This is a genomic window from Streptomyces sp. UF-297, from assembly GCF_058245575.1.
On record NZ_JBSIBZ010000039.1, the window covers coordinates 47,443 to 62,652 of the forward strand.

Below are 15,210 nucleotides of genomic sequence, written 5' to 3' on the forward strand. Positions count from 1 at the left end.
CCGCGCATCGGCCAGGACAGGGGCGCAAAGGCGCCAACAGGCAGCGGCCAACGGCAAGTTCACTCCCCGCCGACCACCCCGGACCGCAGGCGCACACCTGCCCGCACGGCCTTCAGTTCGTCCGCGGCACCGCGGAGGCGGGCGGCGGCTCGGAGACCGCCGACGCCGACGGCAGCGCGCCGGGCCGCACGGTCTGCACCCCGTCGACCCCGCTGGAGGCGGGCGGCGGCGCCGGGCTCTGCGTCTTGCCCGAACCGCCGCGGTACACGGCGGTGAAAGCGAGCGCGACCAGGCCGATGCCCATCACGACGGCCAGCACCCAGGCCACCGGGCGGTGCCAGCGCAGACTGCTGCGGTACGGGCGCAGCGCCCCGCCGTAAGAGCCGTAGGGGTCGTGCAGGCTCTGGCCGCCCTGGTCGGGGAACCCAGGCCGTACGGCGCCGTCCAGCGCGCCGCCGCTCTCGGAGCCCGGCTCGCCCTCGGGGCCGTACACCGGCCGGGAGCGGGCCGCCTCCGCCTGGGCGGCGGCCAGCATCCGCTCCACCGCGGTCGGTTCATGGATCGGCGCGGATCGTACGAAATCCTCGTCGAAGACCACGGAGGCGAATTCTTCATCCGCATCTCCGCGGCGCGATCGGTCGTGCTCGTCGGGCTCGTCGCCGTCCGGGAACGGCCTGCCCCCCACGTCGTCCGGCACCCGTCCAGGTTAGCCCCGGACGGCCGATTTGGGCAGGGCGAAGGGGAATTCACCGCCGCTGCCCGCCCGGCCTGGCGCGCCAGGTCAGCCGCTGCGCCGGGCGGCGTCCCTGACATGGCCGTCGCCCGTGACGATGTACTTCGTGGAGGTCAGCTCGGGCAGCCCCATGGGCCCGCGGGCGTGCAGCTTCTGGGTGGAGATGCCGATCTCGGCCCCGAAGCCGAACTGGCTGCCGTCGGTGAAGCGGGTGGAGGCGTTGACCGCGACGGTGGTGGAGTCCACGAGCTGGGTGAAGCGGCGGGCCGCGGCCTGCGAGGTGGTGACGATGGCCTCGGTGTGGCCGGAGGTCCAGCGCCGGATGTGGGCGACGGCGGCGTCCAGGTCGGGCACCACGGCCGCGGCGATGTCGTACGAGAGGTACTCCGCGGCCCAGTCCTCGTCGGTGGCCGGGGCGACCAGGCCGGGTCCCGCCTTCTGCCACGCCTCGTCGCCGTGCACGATCACCCCGGCCTGGGTGAGCGCCTCAAGGGCCCGCGGCAGGAAGGCCTCGGCGATGCCCGCGTGCACCAGCACCGTCTCGGCGGCGTTGCAGACGCTGGGCCGCTGCGCCTTGGAGTTGACCAGGATGTCCAGGGCCATCTCGATATCGGCCGCTTCGTCCACGTACACATGGCAGTTGCCGGTGCCGGTCTCGATCACCGGGACCGTGGACTCCTGGACGACCGTACGGATCAGCGAGGCGCCGCCGCGCGGGATCAGCACGTCCACCAGGCCGCGCGCCCGCATCAGCTCGCGCACCGAGTCCCGGCTCTCGCCCGGCACCAGCTGGACGGCGTCGGCGGGCAGCCCGGCGCTCTCGACCGCGTCCCGCAGGACCTTCACCAGCGCGGTGTTGGAGGCGTACGCGGAGGACGAGCCGCGCAGCAGCACGGCGTTGCCCGACTTCAGGCACAGCGCGGCGGCGTCCACCGTCACATTGGGCCGCGCCTCGTAGATGATCCCGACCACGCCCAGCGGCACCCGCACCTGGCGCAGGTCCAGGCCGTTGGGCAGCGTCGAGCCGCGCACCACCTCGCCCACCGGGTCGGGCAGCGCCACCACGTCCCGGACGTCCGCCGCGATCGCCTGGATGCGCTCGGGGGTCAGGGTGAGCCGGTCCACGATCGACTCGGCGGTGCCGGCCGCCCGCGCCCGCTGAACGTCCTGGGCGTTGGCCGCCACGATCTCGTCCGTGCGCGCCACCAGGGCGTCCGCGATGGCCAGCAGCGCACCGTCGCGCGGCACCCGCGGCAGCGGGGCGAGCGTGGCGGCCGCCTCCTTGGCGCGGCGGGCGGTCTCCAGGACGGGCGAGGTTTCGGTTGTGCTGGTCATGGCCGCAGCCTAGCCGGGCGGCGGACGGCGGCCATGCCGTATCCCACAGTGCGGGACGCCCGGTCCGGGCGCGGCGGGCACCGGGCGCCCGGCCGGGTTCGCAGCGCGGGCCGTCAGTACGGGTGGATGCCCACCGGTGAGGCCGGCGGCGGACCGTACCCCTCCGCGACGCGCTGGTGATAGGTCTCCCGGTCGATGACCTCCAGGCCGACGATCTCCCACGGCGGCAGCTTCGCCGTCGAGCGGTGCTCGCCCCACAGCCGCAGCGCCACCGCCGCCGCGTCGTGCAGGTCCCGCGCCTCCTCCCAGTAGCGGATCTCGGCGTGATCGTTGGCATAGCGGCTGGTCAGAAGAAAGGGGTGGTCGTGGGCGAGCTGTTCGAGCCCGCGCCGGACCTCTTTCAGGGGCGCCTCGGCCCCCGAGACGCTGAGCGTGATGTGCCACAGACGGGAGACCTCACGCCCGCCCGGCTGTGGCTTCTCATGCTCGGCCGCGCCCTGCTCCGCACACTCGTCGTGGTCCGTCCCGCCGGCCTGCTCGCCGGTCCCGACGCTGGTCAGTGTCCGCTCCGCCGTCCCTCGGGGCAGCGCCCCTGGGCGCCCTCGTCTCACCGGCGGCCTCCTGTTATGCGTATCGCTCCGCTCGCGCGGGGGCGGAACCGATTGGTGCTGTCTTTCCCTGGCCCGGCGCGTCTTCGCGCCGTGGACGCCGCTCCCCTGACAGCGTCCCCGCAACAAAGTTGACCAGCCCGCGGCCCGTCGCGGGGGCGTTTTCGAGAAGGTCTCCGTTGAAAGGCTGGTCTTTCCTCCGTTCTTCTGTACGTGTTTCCCCCTCGTGACGGCCGTCAGTGGTGCAGTACGACCAGATCGTCACGGTGCACGACCTCGCGCTCGTACGCCGGGCCCAGCTCGCGTGCGAGGTCCCTGGTCGAACGGCCGATCAGCCGGGGGATCTCCCGGGCGTCGAAGGTGACGAGCCCGCGGGCGACGGCCCGGCCGTGCGCATCGCGCAGCTCGACGGGGTCCCCCGCGCTGAACTCGCCCTCCACCGAGGCGATCCCGGCCGGCAGCAGCGACTTGTGGCCCTCGACCACGGCCTTCACCGCCCCGTCGTCCAGCACGATCGCGCCGCGCGGGGTGGAGGCGTGGGCGAGCCAGAGCAGCCGTCCCGCCGAGCGGCGCCCGGTGCGCAGGAAGTGGGTGCCCGTGGGGCCGCCGGCCAGCGCCTCGGCGGCGTGCACGGTGGAGGTGAGGACGACCGGGATGCCGGCCGCGGCGGCGATCCTGGCCGCCTCGACCTTGGTCACCATGCCGCCGGTGCCCACCCCGGCCTTGCCCGCGCTGCCGATCTCGATGCCCTCCAGGTCGGCGGGCCCGGCGACCTGCGCTATCCGGGAGGTGCCGGGGGTGGCGGGGTTGCCGTCGTAGAGCCCGTCCACGTCCGAGAGCAGCACCAGCAGGTCGGCCCTGACCAGGTGGGCGACCAGCGCGGCCAGCCGGTCGTTGTCGCCGAAGCGGATCTCGTCGGTGGCCACCGTGTCGTTCTCGTTGACGATCGGCACGGCGCCCATGGCCAGCAGCTGGTCCAGGGTGCGGTAGGCGTTGCGGTAGTGGGCGCGCCGGCTGGTGTCGTCGGTGGTGAGCAGGATCTGGCCCACCCGGCGGCCGTGGCGCGCGAAGGAGGCGGTGTAGCGGGCGACCAGCAGGCCCTGGCCGACGCTGGCGGCGGCCTGCTGCCGGGCCAGGTCGCGGGGCCGCTTGTCCAGGCCGAGCGGGGCGAGCCCGGCGGCGATCGCGCCGGAGGAGACCAGCACGATCTCCTTGTCCTGGTACTTGGCCAGCACGTCCACCAGGGCGTCCACGCGGTCCGCGTCCAGGCCGCCGGCCGCGGTGGTCAGCGAGGACGAGCCGACCTTGACCACGATCCTGCGGGCGCCGGTCACGTCCTGCCTGCGCTCGTGTGCCGTGTCCTGCCGTGCGCCTGCCACCTTCATACCCCTGTGCTCGCCGGTCCCGCGCGGATGCGGGCTGGAACGTACGCCTGACGCGGGCCGGACATGCCGTGCGTGCCGTAGACGCCGCCGGTGTCGTTGTACCTGCCGTAGGTGGCCGGACGCGTTCGCGTACACGCGCAATCTACGGCAGTGCGACCCGGTGGTGCCCTCGCATATCGCCTGGCGGACCGACCTGGGCCATGGCTGCCTCCCCGCTTCCCCCCGACCGTCCCGCTGCCAGGAGCCCCGCCCGTGCCTTCCGCCGGAATCGCCCCCCGCAGAGCCGTACAGCTCGCGGCCCTCCTCGCGATGTTGGTCGCCTTCGCCGCCCAGCTCGTGGGTGCCCTGTGGCCCGTCGTACCGCTGTTCGTCGCCGGATCCCTGCTCAGCCTCGGGCTGGACCTCGTACTCCAGCACACCCAGCCCGGCCTGCTCTCGCTGCTGGGCCGGATCCGCTTCGATGTCACGGTCCGGCAGCTGCTGCGCGACATGCTGGTCCTGTTCGGCCTGCTGCACATCGACGGCATCAACCCGCTGCGGGAACAGGCACCGCTGACCATCGGGCTGCTCTGCTTCTACCTGGCCCATTACGCGTGCCAGGCCACCGCCGTCCTGGTCCGCAGGTCCCGTTCGCTGCCCTTCCTCACCCGCAACATCGACGCCTCGGCGCTCGGCCTGTGCGCCGCGCCGCCGCGGCTGCTCAGCCGCCAGGCGGGCCGCCGGCTGCTGCGCTTCTCGGTGCCCACCACGCTCGGCCTGATGATCACAGCCCTGACCACCGATGCGGGCTGGGGTGTGATCGGTCTCTCGCTCTCGCTGGCCCTGTCCGTCGGCGGGACGCTCCACCTGGCCTCCTGGCTGCTGCCCGCCAAGCGCGTGGCCGACGAGGCGCGCGCCCTGGACTGGCTGGACACCTGGCTGGCGGACTACCGGCCGACGGTGGGCATGTACTTCTCCGGCGGCACCACCTCCGCCTACCAGGCCAACATGTGGCTGAGCACCCTGGCCGCGCTGGACGGCAGGCCCATCATCGTGCTCCGCGAGCGCTTCATGATGCAGAAGATCGAGGCGACGGACATCCCGATCGTGTGCATCCCCAAGGTCGCCAACCTGATGCGCCTGGAGCACTCCACGCTCAAGCTGCTGCTGCACCCCGCCAACTCCGGCAAGACCTCGCAGATCCTGCGGGTGCCCTCCATCAAGCACGCCTTCACCAACCACGGCGAGAGCGACAAGCTCTCCTCCTGCAACCCGTACGCGAAGGCGTATGACGAGGTGTGGGTCGCGGGCCCGGCCGCGCGCGAGCGCTACCGGCTCGCCGACATCGGCGTGGAGGACAAGGACGTCGTGGAGGTCGGCCGCCCGCAGCTCGCGCCGATCCGGCCCTACGAAGGCGCCCCGCGGGGCCGCTTCACCACCGTGCTGTACGCGCCGACCTGGGAGGGCTGGGACGGCAACCCCGGCAACACCTCGGTGATCCTGGCCGGCGAGAACATCGTCCGCGCGCTGCTGGCCGACCCGCAGGTGCGCCTGCTGTACAAGCCGCACCCGATGACCGGTTCGGTGGACCCGCGCGCCGGGGCCGCCGACTCCCGTATCCAGGCGATGATCGCCGAGGCCAACGCCCGGCGCGCCGGGGCGCCCGCCGACCCGTCGGCCGCCGGTGAACTGGCGCTGCGCACCGCCGAGTTGGACCGGGTGACCACCACCGCCTTCCGCAAGAGCGCGGACGACATCGAGCGGATGCTGCTGCAGAGCACGCCCGAGCGGGGCCGGGCCGCCGCCGTCGAGGCCGCCACCACGGCCTGGGAGCGCGCCTATTGGGACTCCTTCCCGCAGTGGGAGCACCAGGTGATCACCACGGCCCGGCCCTCCATCTTCAGCTGCTTCAACCAGGCCGATGTCCTCATCAGCGATGTCTCCAGCGTCGTGTCGGACTACCTCAGCAGCCAGAAGCCGTACGCGGTGGCCAACACCTCCGGCATGAGCGAGGCGGAGTTCCGGGCCAACTTCCCGACCGTACGCGCCGCCACGGTCCTGACCCCGGCCGCCGACGGGGTGCCCGCACTGCTGGAGGCGGTCCGCGACCCCGGCAAGGACACCCTGGCCCCGGCCCGTATGCAGCTCAAGGAGCACCTGCTGGGCCCCGCCGACCCGCCGTCCCTGGCCCGGTTCAACCAGGCCGCGCTGGCGCTGTGCGGCAAGGCGGACGAGCGCCGGGCCCGTATCGAGCACCGGCTCACCCAGATCCCCGGCCAGCGCTCCCAGGAGCCGCAGAAGGACGCGGCGCACACCCCCGCCTGAGGACCCCGCACAGCCCGAGGGCCCCGGAGACCGCTGTGGTCTCCGGGGCCCTCGGGCTTGAGCGCGTACGCCCTAGAACGGGCTGAAGCCCTTGTACTCCTCTTCGGCGTCGTCCCGGGCCAGGTCGCGGTCCTTGCGGCGCTGGGCGGCCGGGCGGGGCGCCTCCATGCGGTGGTCCTCGCCACGCCGGCCCAGCATCTCCGCGCCGGCCGCCATCATCGGCTCCCAGTCGAAGACGACGGCGTTGTCCTCGGGGCCGATGGCGATGCCGTCGCCCGCGTGGGCGCCCGCCTTGCGCAGCGCGTCCTCCACGCCCAGGCGGTTGAGGCGGTCGGCGAGGTAGCCGACGGCCTCGTCGTTGTTGAAGTCGGTCTGGCGGATCCAGCGCTCGGGCTTCTCGCCGCGTACGCGGAAGAAGTTCTCGCCCTCGGCGGTGACCGTGAAGCCCGCGTCGTCCACGGCCTTGGGCCGGATGACGATCCGGGTGGCTTCCTGGACGGGCTTGGCGGCGCGCGCCTCGGCGACGATGCCGGCCAGGGCGTAGGACAGCTCCTTCAGGCCCGTACGGGAGACGGCCGAGACCTCGAAGACGCGGTAGCCGCGCGCCTCCAGGTCCGGGCGGATCATGTCGGCGAGGTCCTGCCCGTCCGGGATGTCGATCTTGTTGAGGACGACGACGCGGGGCCGGTTGTCCAGCCCGCCGTACTGGGCGAGCTCTTCCTCGATGGTGTCCAGGTCGGAAACCGGGTCGCGGTCGGACTCCAGGGTCGCGGTGTCCAGGACGTGCACGAGCACCTCGCAGCGCTCCACGTGCCGCAGGAACTCCAGGCCCAGGCCCTTGCCCTGGCTGGCGCCGGGGATCAGACCGGGCACGTCCGCGATGGTGTAGACGGTCGAACCGGCCGTCACCACACCGAGGTTGGGGACCAGGGTCGTGAACGGGTAGTCCGCGATCTTGGGCTTGGCGGCGGACAGGACGGAGATCAGCGAGGACTTGCCGGCGCTCGGGTAGCCGACCAGCGCGACGTCCGCGACGGTCTTCAGCTCCAGGACGATGTCCCGCGTCTCGCCGGGCTCGCCCAGCAGCGCGAAGCCGGGGGCCTTGCGGCGGGCGGAGGCCAGCGCCGCGTTGCCCAGGCCGCCGCGGCCGCCCTGGCCCGCGACGAAGGTGGTGCCCTGGCCGACGAGGTCGGCGAGCACATTGCCCTGCTTGTCCATGACGACGGTGCCGTCGGGCACCGGCAGGACCAGGTCCTGGCCGTTCTTGCCGGAGCGGTTGTCACCGGCGCCGGGCTGGCCGTTGGTGGCCTTGCGGTGCGGGTGGTGGTGGTATTCCAGGAGCGTGGTGACGTCCTGGTCGACGACCAGGATCACATCGCCGCCGCGGCCGCCGTTGCCGCCGTCGGGGCCGCCCAGCGGCTTGAACTTCTCCCGCATGACGGAGGCCACGCCGTGGCCTCCGTTACCCGCGGCGACGTGCAGCTCGACGCGGTCCACGAAGGTGGTCATGGTGGGGTGCCTCCAGAAAAGTACGGGTATGTCTCTGTACTAACACGCCAAGGGCGGACCGGCCTTCCCGCTACGGCGAGAAAAGGCGGTCCGCCCTCGGAGTGGTGCTACTGCGTTGTCGCGCGGGAGCTGATTACTCAGCGACCGGGACGATGTTCACGACCTTGCGGCCACGGTGGGTGCCGAACTGCACCGCGCCGGCCTCAAGGGCGAACAGGGTGTCGTCGCCGCCGCGGCCGACGCCCGTGCCCGGGTGGAAGTGGGTGCCGCGCTGGCGGACCAGGATCTCACCGGCGAGGACGGCCTGACCGCCGAAGCGCTTCACGCCGAGCCGCTGAGCGTTGGAGTCGCGACCGTTCCGAGTGGACGATGCGCCCTTCTTGTGTGCCATGTCTCGTCAGTCCCTTACTTCGCCGGAGCGTCGATGCCGGTGATCTTCAGCGCGGTGTGCAGCTGACGGTGGCCGATCCGCTTCTTGTAGCCGGTCTTGTTCTTGTACTTCTGGATCCGGATCTTGTCGCCCTTGTGGTGGTCGACAACCTCGGCCTGAACCTTCACGCCGGCCAGGACCCACGGGTCGCTGGTGACCGAGTCACCATCGACGACCAGCAGCGTCGAGAGCTCGACGGTGTCGCCGACCTTGCTGGTGGAAATGCGGTCTACCTCGATGACGTCGCCGACAGCAACCTTCTGCTGGCGGCCGCCGGTGCGCACGATTGCGTACACGCGGAGCTCTCTCTCGCTAGAAACGGGACCTCTGATGCCAGCCGCTCACACGGGCTCTTGCGGGCCCGTGACAATCCGAGTGGACGAGCGGCCTCCCCCGGCGGACCGGGAGGTGTTTGCTCAGGGGTGTGGTGTTCAGACACCGACGGTCAAGGTTACGGGGCCTTGACCAGCGGGTCAAACCGGCCCCGGGCCACTGAGGGCCCGGGGCACGGCCTCGGCGCTCAGGCCTCCGTCGAAGCCGACACCGAAGGCAGCGTCTGCTGCTCGGCGGCAGCGGTCTTCTTGACCGCCTTCGCCGTCTTCTTCGCCGTCGTCTTCTTGGCCGTTGTCTTCTTCGTGGCCGTCTTCGCCGCGGTCTTCTTGGCCGTGGTCTTCTTCGCCGCCGTCTTCTTGGCGGTGGTCTTCTTCGCGGCCGTCTTCTTGGCCGCCGTCTTGCGGACCGCCTTCTTGGCGGTCTTCTTGGCCGGCGCCTCCTCGGCACCGTCCTCGACAGCGGTCCCGGCCTCGGGCGCCACCGGCTCGGGCTCGTCGGCCTGCGCCGCGGGCTCCGGCTCGGCAGGCACCTCGGCGGGCGCCTCGGCGACCGGCTCGGCGGCCGCCGGGGCGGACACCTCACGGGTCACCCGGCGGCGCGTACGGGCCGCCTTGGGGCGCTCGACGGGCTGCGGCTCGGGCTCCGCCGCATCCTGCGGCTCCTCGGCGGCCTCGGCCGTCTCGGGGGCCGCCGGCTCGGCCGGCACCACGATCGCCGCGGCTTCCTCGGTGGCCTTGGGCGAACCCGCCGGTGCGGACGCCTTGCGGCTCACCCGACGGCGGCCCCGGCCCCGCGGCACACCCGCCGCGGCCTCGGCCTCGGCCGGGCTGCCGAACCACTCGTCGGCGTCGGCCACGGCGGGCTGCAGCTCCGCCTCGGTGACGGCGACCGGCTCCAGCTCGGGCGCCGACTGGTCCTGCTCGGGCTCGGCGGCGGCCGCCGCGACCTCGGGCTGCTGGTGGTCGTGCTGCGCGGAGCCGCCCTTGCCCTTCTTCTTGCGCTTGCCGCCACCGCCGCCGACCGAGGTCGGCTGGTCCATGTGGACGATCACGCCGCGGCCGTTGCAGTGCACACACGGCTCGGAGAAGGACTCCAGCAGGCCCTGGCCGACCCGCTTACGGGTCATCTGGACCAGACCCAGCGAGGTCACCTCGGCGACCTGGTGCTTGGTGCGGTCCCGGCCCAGGCACTCCAGCATCCGCCGCAGCACCAGGTCCCGGTTGGACTCCAGGACCATGTCGATGAAGTCGATGACGACGATGCCGCCCAGGTCGCGCAGCCGCAGCTGGCGCACGATCTCCTCGGCCGCCTCCAGGTTGTTCCTGGTGACGGTCTCCTCGAGGTTGCCGCCCTGGCCGGTGAACTTGCCGGTGTTGACATCGATCACGACCATGGCCTCGGTCTTGTCGATCACCAGCGAGCCGCCGCTGGGCAGCCAGACCTTGCGGTCCAGCGCCTTCATCAGCTGCTCGTCGATCCGGTACGTCGCGAAGACGTCGACGTCCGAGGTCCACTTCTGCAGGCGGTCGGCCAGGTCGGGCGCGACGTGCGCGACATAGCCGTGGATGGTCTGCCAGGCGTCCTCGCCGCTGACGATGACCTTGGAGAAGTCCTCGTTGAAGATGTCGCGCACGACGCGGACGGTCATGTCCGGCTCGCCGTACAGCAGGCTCGGCGAGCTGGTGGAGGCCGCCTTCGCCTTCTTCTGGATCTCCTCCCACTGCGCCTGCAGGCGCTCCACGTCGCGGCGCAGCTCGTCCTCGCTGGCGCCCTCCGCGGCCGTACGGACGATCACGCCCGCGTCCTCGGGGACGATCTTCTTCAGGATCTGCTTGAGGCGCGCGCGCTCGGTGTCCGGGAGCTTGCGGCTGATGCCGGTCATCGAGCCCTCGGGCACGTACACCAGGTAGCGGCCGGGCAGCGAGACCTGGCTGGTCAGGCGGGCGCCCTTGTGGCCGATGGGGTCCTTGGTGACCTGGACGAGGACGGACTGGCCGGACTTGAGCGCGGTCTCGATGCGGCGCGGGCCGTTGGACAGGCCCAGCGCCTCGAAGTTGACCTCGCCCGCGTACAGCACGGCGTTGCGGCCCTTGCCGATGTCGACGAAGGCGGCCTCCATCGACGGCAGGACGTTCTGGACCTTGCCCAGGTAGACGTTGCCGACGTACGAGGTCGACTGCTCCTTGTTGACGTAGTGCTCGACGAGCACGTTGTCCTCAAGGACGCCGATCTGGGTGCGCTCGCCGCTCTGGCGGACGACCATCACACGCTCGACGGCCTCGCGGCGCGCCAGGAACTCCGCCTCGGTGATGATCGGCACCCGGCGGCGGCCCTGCTCGCGGCCCTCGCGGCGGCGCTGCTTCTTGGCCTCCAGACGCGTCGAGCCCTTGATGGACTGGACCTCGTCGGAGGGCGAGTCATCGGCGGACTTCTTGCGCGGCTCGCGGACCTTGACGACCGTACGCTCCGGGTCGTCGCCGGCCTCGGCCTCGACGGCGTCCCCGCTGCGACGGCGCCGGCGACGGCGGCGACGGCTGCTGCTGGAGCCGCTGACCTGCTGCTCCTCGGCCTCGCCCGGGTCCGAATCGTCGGACTGCTCGTCGGCGTCCTCGGAAGCGGCGGCGTCGGCGGAGGCGGTGAACTCGTCGGGTTCGGCCTGCGCGCCCTCGCCGGCCTGGTCCTCGGCGCCCTCGGCGGCCTCACCGCGGCGACGGCGACGGCCACCACGGCGGCGGCGGCGCGAGGGGCGGTCCGACTCCTCGTCGCCCTGCGCGGCCTCGGCCTGCTCGGACTCGTCCTCGTCGGCGCCCTCGGCGTCCGCCGTGTCCGCTGTGTCTACAGAGGGGCGCTCCTCGGCCACCGCGGGCTCGGCCTCGGCGGCGGCGCCACGGCGGCGACGGCGGCGCGCACTGCCGGTGGCCGGGCGCTCCTCCTGCTCCTCGGGCTCCTCGTCCACCTCGACGGCGGCAGCGGCTGCCGCGGCGGCGCTCTCCGGCGTCTGGAACATCGGCTCGGTGAAGACCGGCGCCTGGAACATGGCAGCCGGCGGCTGCGCCTTGCGGCGGCCACGGGCCGGGGCGGCCGGTGCGGGCTCCTCGGCGGCCTGCGGCTGCTCCGCCTCAACGGCGGCGGGCTGCGCGGACTCGGCGGGGCGCTCGGCGCGACGGCGCGAGCGGCGGCGCGGCGCGGCGGCCGACGCGTCCTCGGCGGCCGGCTCGGCAACCTCCTGGCGCGCGGGCTCCTCGGCGGGCGCCGGGGCCGCTGCGGCCTCGGCCTCCGGCTGCGGGGAACCGGCGGGCGCCGTCGCCTTGCGGGTGGCGCGGCGGCGGGTGCGCGCGGGCTTGGTCTCCTCGGCCACGGCGGGCTGCTCGGCGGGGGCCTGCACGGCCTCCTCCACAGCCTCCGCTGCCTCAGCGGCCTCTTCTTCTGTCTCTTCCGTCTCGTCCTCGGCGTCCGCCGGGGCGGCGACGGCCTCGCTCACCTGCGGGGCACCCGCAGGAGCGGTGGCCTTACGGGTGGCACGGCGGCGCGTACGGGCCGGACGGGCGCCCTCCTCGGCGGCGGGCTCGGCGGCCTCCGCGGCGGGCTGGGCCTCGGCGGCAGGCGCGGCCTGCGGCTCCGGGGCTTCCTGGGCCTCCGGCTCCGGCGAAGTGGCCGGGGCGGTCACCCGGCGGACCGCACGGCGGCGCGTACGGGTCCGCGGCGCCTCTTCGGCGGCCGGGGTCTGAACGGTCTCGGCGGCCTCGGCGGGCGCCTCGGCCACGGGGGTCTCGGTGGCCGCGGCGCTCTCCGCAGCGGCGTCGCTCACCTGCGGGGCCCCCGCGGGAGCGGTGGCCTTACGGGTGGCACGGCGGCGCGTACGGACCGGCTTGGCGTCCTCGCCGGAGGCCACGGATGCGGCGGGCGCCTCAGGGGCGGCCTCGGCGGCGGATTGCGGTATGGCGACGGCGGCGCTCTGCTCGGCGCTCGCCGCGGCATCGGCGGTGTCGGTGGTGGTGCCGACCGGCGGACCGGCCGGGCGGGATGCCGCACGGCGCCGACGGCGCGGCGGCAGGGTGTCGCTGGGGGTGCTGTTCGCGGAGCGCTTCTCAGCAGGCTCCGCGGAAGCGGATTCAGTGGGCTCAATAGGTTCGAGCATGCGGGCGGTTCTCCCGTCACGCTCCCGGGCGCCGAGCCTCGGTCCGGAACCGGCCCGCGTGTTGTGCGCGGTGCCGCTGTCCGGGGCGCGGGCGCCGCACGGGAGCTGTCGTCTCGCTCGCCGGGCCCGGGTTGGGGGGACCGGCGAAAGTCTCCTGGTCAGTGCGTCTGCCGGACCGGGGTGGCTCCCTGGTTGATCGGCGACGCGACGACGGCGGTCCTACGCAGTACCGTCCGGCGCTCCGCCGCGAGCGGGCGGTGCCCCCATCGCGGCGCTCGGCCCGGCGGCCGTGGGTGGGGCGGCCGTGGCGGCGTCGCGGTCAGGCGCGAGCGGGTCGGTCACCGCACCGGTCTCCTCATCGAGCAGCCCCTGCGCCAGCCTGGTCACCGCTGCGGGGACCGGCGGCGCCAGGTCGGCCGTAGCTCGGAGGCCGGACAGGACGTCGTCGGGTCGTACGGCAGGTGTCAGATGCCGAACAACCAGCCGCAGTATCGCACAGGCACCACCGTCGGGCCTATCGCCCTCACTCTGCGCGACTTCGAGGCCGGCGACCGCGCCGCGGGCGTCGAAGGAGCGAAGGCCGTTCTTCGTCCGGCGCTCCACCTGCACTTCTTCGGCTGCCATGAAGGTCTCGGCGGCCTGCCGGGCGGCGCTCTGCGTCACCCCGTCGAGGCGGATCTCCCACACCGAGGCCTGGAGCCGGTCGGCGAGGCCGGAGGTGTGCGCCTCCACGGCGTCGGTGATGTCGAGGCCGGCCGGCAGCGACTCGTCGAGCAGCTCGCGCAGCTTGTGCGGGTCGCGGTGCTCGGTGAGGGCGATCTCCAGGTACTCGGCCTCGCTGCCGGTGCCCGTGGGCGCGGCATTGGCGTACGACACCTTGGGGTGCGGGGTGAAGCCCGCGGAGTACGCCATGGGGACCTCGGCGCGGCGCAGCGCCCGCTCGAAAGCGCGCTGGAAGTCGCGGTGGCTGGTGAACCGGAGGCGGCCGCGCTTGGTGTAGCGCAGTCGGATGCGCTGCACCGCCGGTGCGGGCGGCGGGCCTTCGGGCTGTCGCTTGCCCAGTGGTACTTCTCCTTGGTGTATGGGCGCTGCGGAACGCCGCCCCCGCGGGGCGGGGACTGTTCCGGACGGCGCTTGACCAGCGCCGTCCAGTCCGGATCACCCCCGCATGGGCGGGGACATGTCGCGCCCGGACGTCTTTCCTAGAGTACGCGCCCGGAACCCGTCGGGTTCCCGCCGGGGTTTGTCCAGCGGATTTGCGCAGTCTTGTCACAGGGCCCGGGCGGCAGCGCGCCAGGGATTTTGACGACAGGCCCTAGCGCGACCCGAACAGGGCACGGCGGATCTCCTTGCGGGTGCGGCGGGCGGAGTCGCGGGCGGTGGTCAGGGCTCCTCGCACGGCGCGGCCCGTTCCTCGCGCGGCCCGGCCGAGCGGGCGCCACAGGGCGTCGCGGATGCCGTGGCCCAGAGGGGTGAGCAGGGTGCGGTACGTCCAGAGCAGCGGCGTCACGACGATCCACCGCAGGAGGGTGGCGAGGCAGCGGCCGACCGCCCGGGAGATCCTTCCGGCCGCCCGCCAGCAGTGCCCGAGCGCATCGCCGACCTCGCGGGCCACCACGCTCACCGCGGTCGCCAGGGCCCGCCCGGCCGGGCGCAGGATGTAGCGGAACAGGGCGACGGCGGGCAGGACCAGGGTCCACCGCACGAGTGCTGCGACAGCGGCGGCAGTGCCGCGCGCCACGGCGGCGAGGCCGGCCGCGAGGCCGCGCGCCAGCCAGGCGACGCCGTGCCCCAGCGGCGTCAGCACATGGGCATACAGCCAGGTGGCGGGCGTCACGACCAGAAAGCGGACCAGCCAGGCGACGGGTACCACGACCAGATGGTGCAGCAGCCGGCCGGCGCCCGCGCCCAATCCCCTTGCCAGCCACGCCAGTCCGTGGCCGACGGGGGTCAGCACACGGTGGTAGAGCCAGGTCAGCGGGATCACCACCAGGTGGTGGAGCAGGAACGCCACGGCCGCGGCGATGCCCACGGCGGCCGGCACCACCGCGTAGCGCCACAGCGCCACCCACGGCCACACGAACAGCGCCTTGCCCAGCCAGGCCAGCGCCGCGCCCAACCCCCTTGCCAGCCACGCCAGTCCACGGCCGAGAGGCGTCAGCACCTGTGCGTACAGCCAGGTCAGCGGCGTCACGACGACGGTGCGGCCGAGCCAGGACAGCGCGCGGCCCACGGGGCGCAGCACCGCCCTGTCCAGGGCGCGGCCGCAGAGGGCCAGCGCGTCCCACAGCATCCGCAGCGGCACCACGACCACCAGCACCACGATCCGCACCGGGATGCGGATCAGCGTGGTCAGACAGCCCTCGCCCGGGTTGTACCGGGCCGTCGCGTGCCGCGCGCGATCACGCCGTACGGGTCCCTCGTCGTACGCCATG

Annotated in this window: 11 protein-coding genes; 1 reads left to right on the plus strand and 10 read right to left on the minus strand. The window is 73.3% G+C overall.

What is annotated here, in order from left to right:
• Nucleotides 1-112 precede the first annotated feature (112 nt).
• From AC4IJH_RS22285 to proB, 4 genes are all read right to left on the minus strand, one after another.
• Nucleotides 113-697 carry an SCO2584 family spore wall biosynthesis protein gene (locus AC4IJH_RS22285; protein ID WP_490853575.1) on the minus strand — a complete coding sequence of 195 codons (585 nt, stop codon included), beginning with the start codon at nucleotides 695-697 and terminating at the stop codon, nucleotides 113-115.
• 84 nt (nucleotides 698-781) lie between these two features.
• The gene (locus AC4IJH_RS22290) at nucleotides 782-2,068 is read right to left on the minus strand and encodes a glutamate-5-semialdehyde dehydrogenase (RefSeq protein WP_490853576.1); all 1,287 of its coding nucleotides are present in this window, start codon (nucleotides 2,066-2,068) and stop codon (nucleotides 782-784) included.
• A 113-nt stretch (nucleotides 2,069-2,181) separates the two neighbouring features.
• Nucleotides 2,182-2,679, minus strand: coding sequence for a DUF8830 family protein (locus tag AC4IJH_RS22295; protein WP_490853577.1), 498 nt, complete (start codon nucleotides 2,677-2,679; stop codon nucleotides 2,182-2,184).
• Between the two features lie 233 nt (nucleotides 2,680-2,912).
• On the minus strand, nucleotides 2,913-4,061 hold the full coding sequence (gene proB, locus AC4IJH_RS22300) for a glutamate 5-kinase (RefSeq protein ID WP_490853578.1): 1,149 nt from the start codon (nucleotides 4,059-4,061) through the stop codon (nucleotides 2,913-2,915).
• A 252-nt stretch (nucleotides 4,062-4,313) separates the two neighbouring features.
• On the opposite strand from proB, the gene AC4IJH_RS22305 reads away from it, so the two are divergent.
• A complete protein-coding gene (locus AC4IJH_RS22305; protein ID WP_490853579.1) occupies nucleotides 4,314-6,365 on the plus strand; it encodes a hypothetical protein in 2,052 nt (683 codons plus the stop codon).
• Nucleotides 6,366-6,437: 72 nt separating this feature from the next.
• Here AC4IJH_RS22305 and obgE read toward each other — a convergent pair whose 3' ends face one another.
• From obgE to AC4IJH_RS22335, 6 genes are all read right to left on the minus strand, one after another.
• Entirely contained in the window at nucleotides 6,438-7,874 is a 1,437-nt protein-coding gene (obgE, locus tag AC4IJH_RS22310) for a GTPase ObgE (protein ID WP_490853580.1), read from the minus strand.
• A gap of 133 nt (nucleotides 7,875-8,007) precedes the next feature.
• Nucleotides 8,008-8,265, minus strand: a complete 258-nt coding sequence (gene rpmA / locus AC4IJH_RS22315; RefSeq protein WP_046928041.1) for a 50S ribosomal protein L27 — start codon at nucleotides 8,263-8,265, stop codon at nucleotides 8,008-8,010.
• Between the two features lie 14 nt (nucleotides 8,266-8,279).
• Nucleotides 8,280-8,600 (minus strand): 50S ribosomal protein L21, encoded by a 321-nt coding sequence (gene rplU, locus AC4IJH_RS22320; RefSeq protein WP_490853581.1) that lies wholly within the window; start codon nucleotides 8,598-8,600, stop codon nucleotides 8,280-8,282.
• Nucleotides 8,601-8,824: 224 nt separating this feature from the next.
• Nucleotides 8,825-12,775: an Rne/Rng family ribonuclease gene (locus tag AC4IJH_RS22325; RefSeq protein WP_490853582.1), complete on the minus strand. Its 3,951-nt coding sequence runs from the start codon at nucleotides 12,773-12,775 to the stop codon at nucleotides 8,825-8,827.
• Nucleotides 12,776-12,994: 219 nt separating this feature from the next.
• A complete protein-coding gene (locus tag AC4IJH_RS22330) occupies nucleotides 12,995-13,795 on the minus strand; it encodes a TIGR03936 family radical SAM-associated protein (RefSeq protein ID WP_490853583.1) in 801 nt (266 codons plus the stop codon).
• A gap of 295 nt (nucleotides 13,796-14,090) precedes the next feature.
• Entirely contained in the window at nucleotides 14,091-15,209 is a 1,119-nt protein-coding gene (locus AC4IJH_RS22335) for a hypothetical protein (protein WP_490853584.1), read from the minus strand.
• Nucleotide 15,210 lies beyond the last annotated feature (1 nt).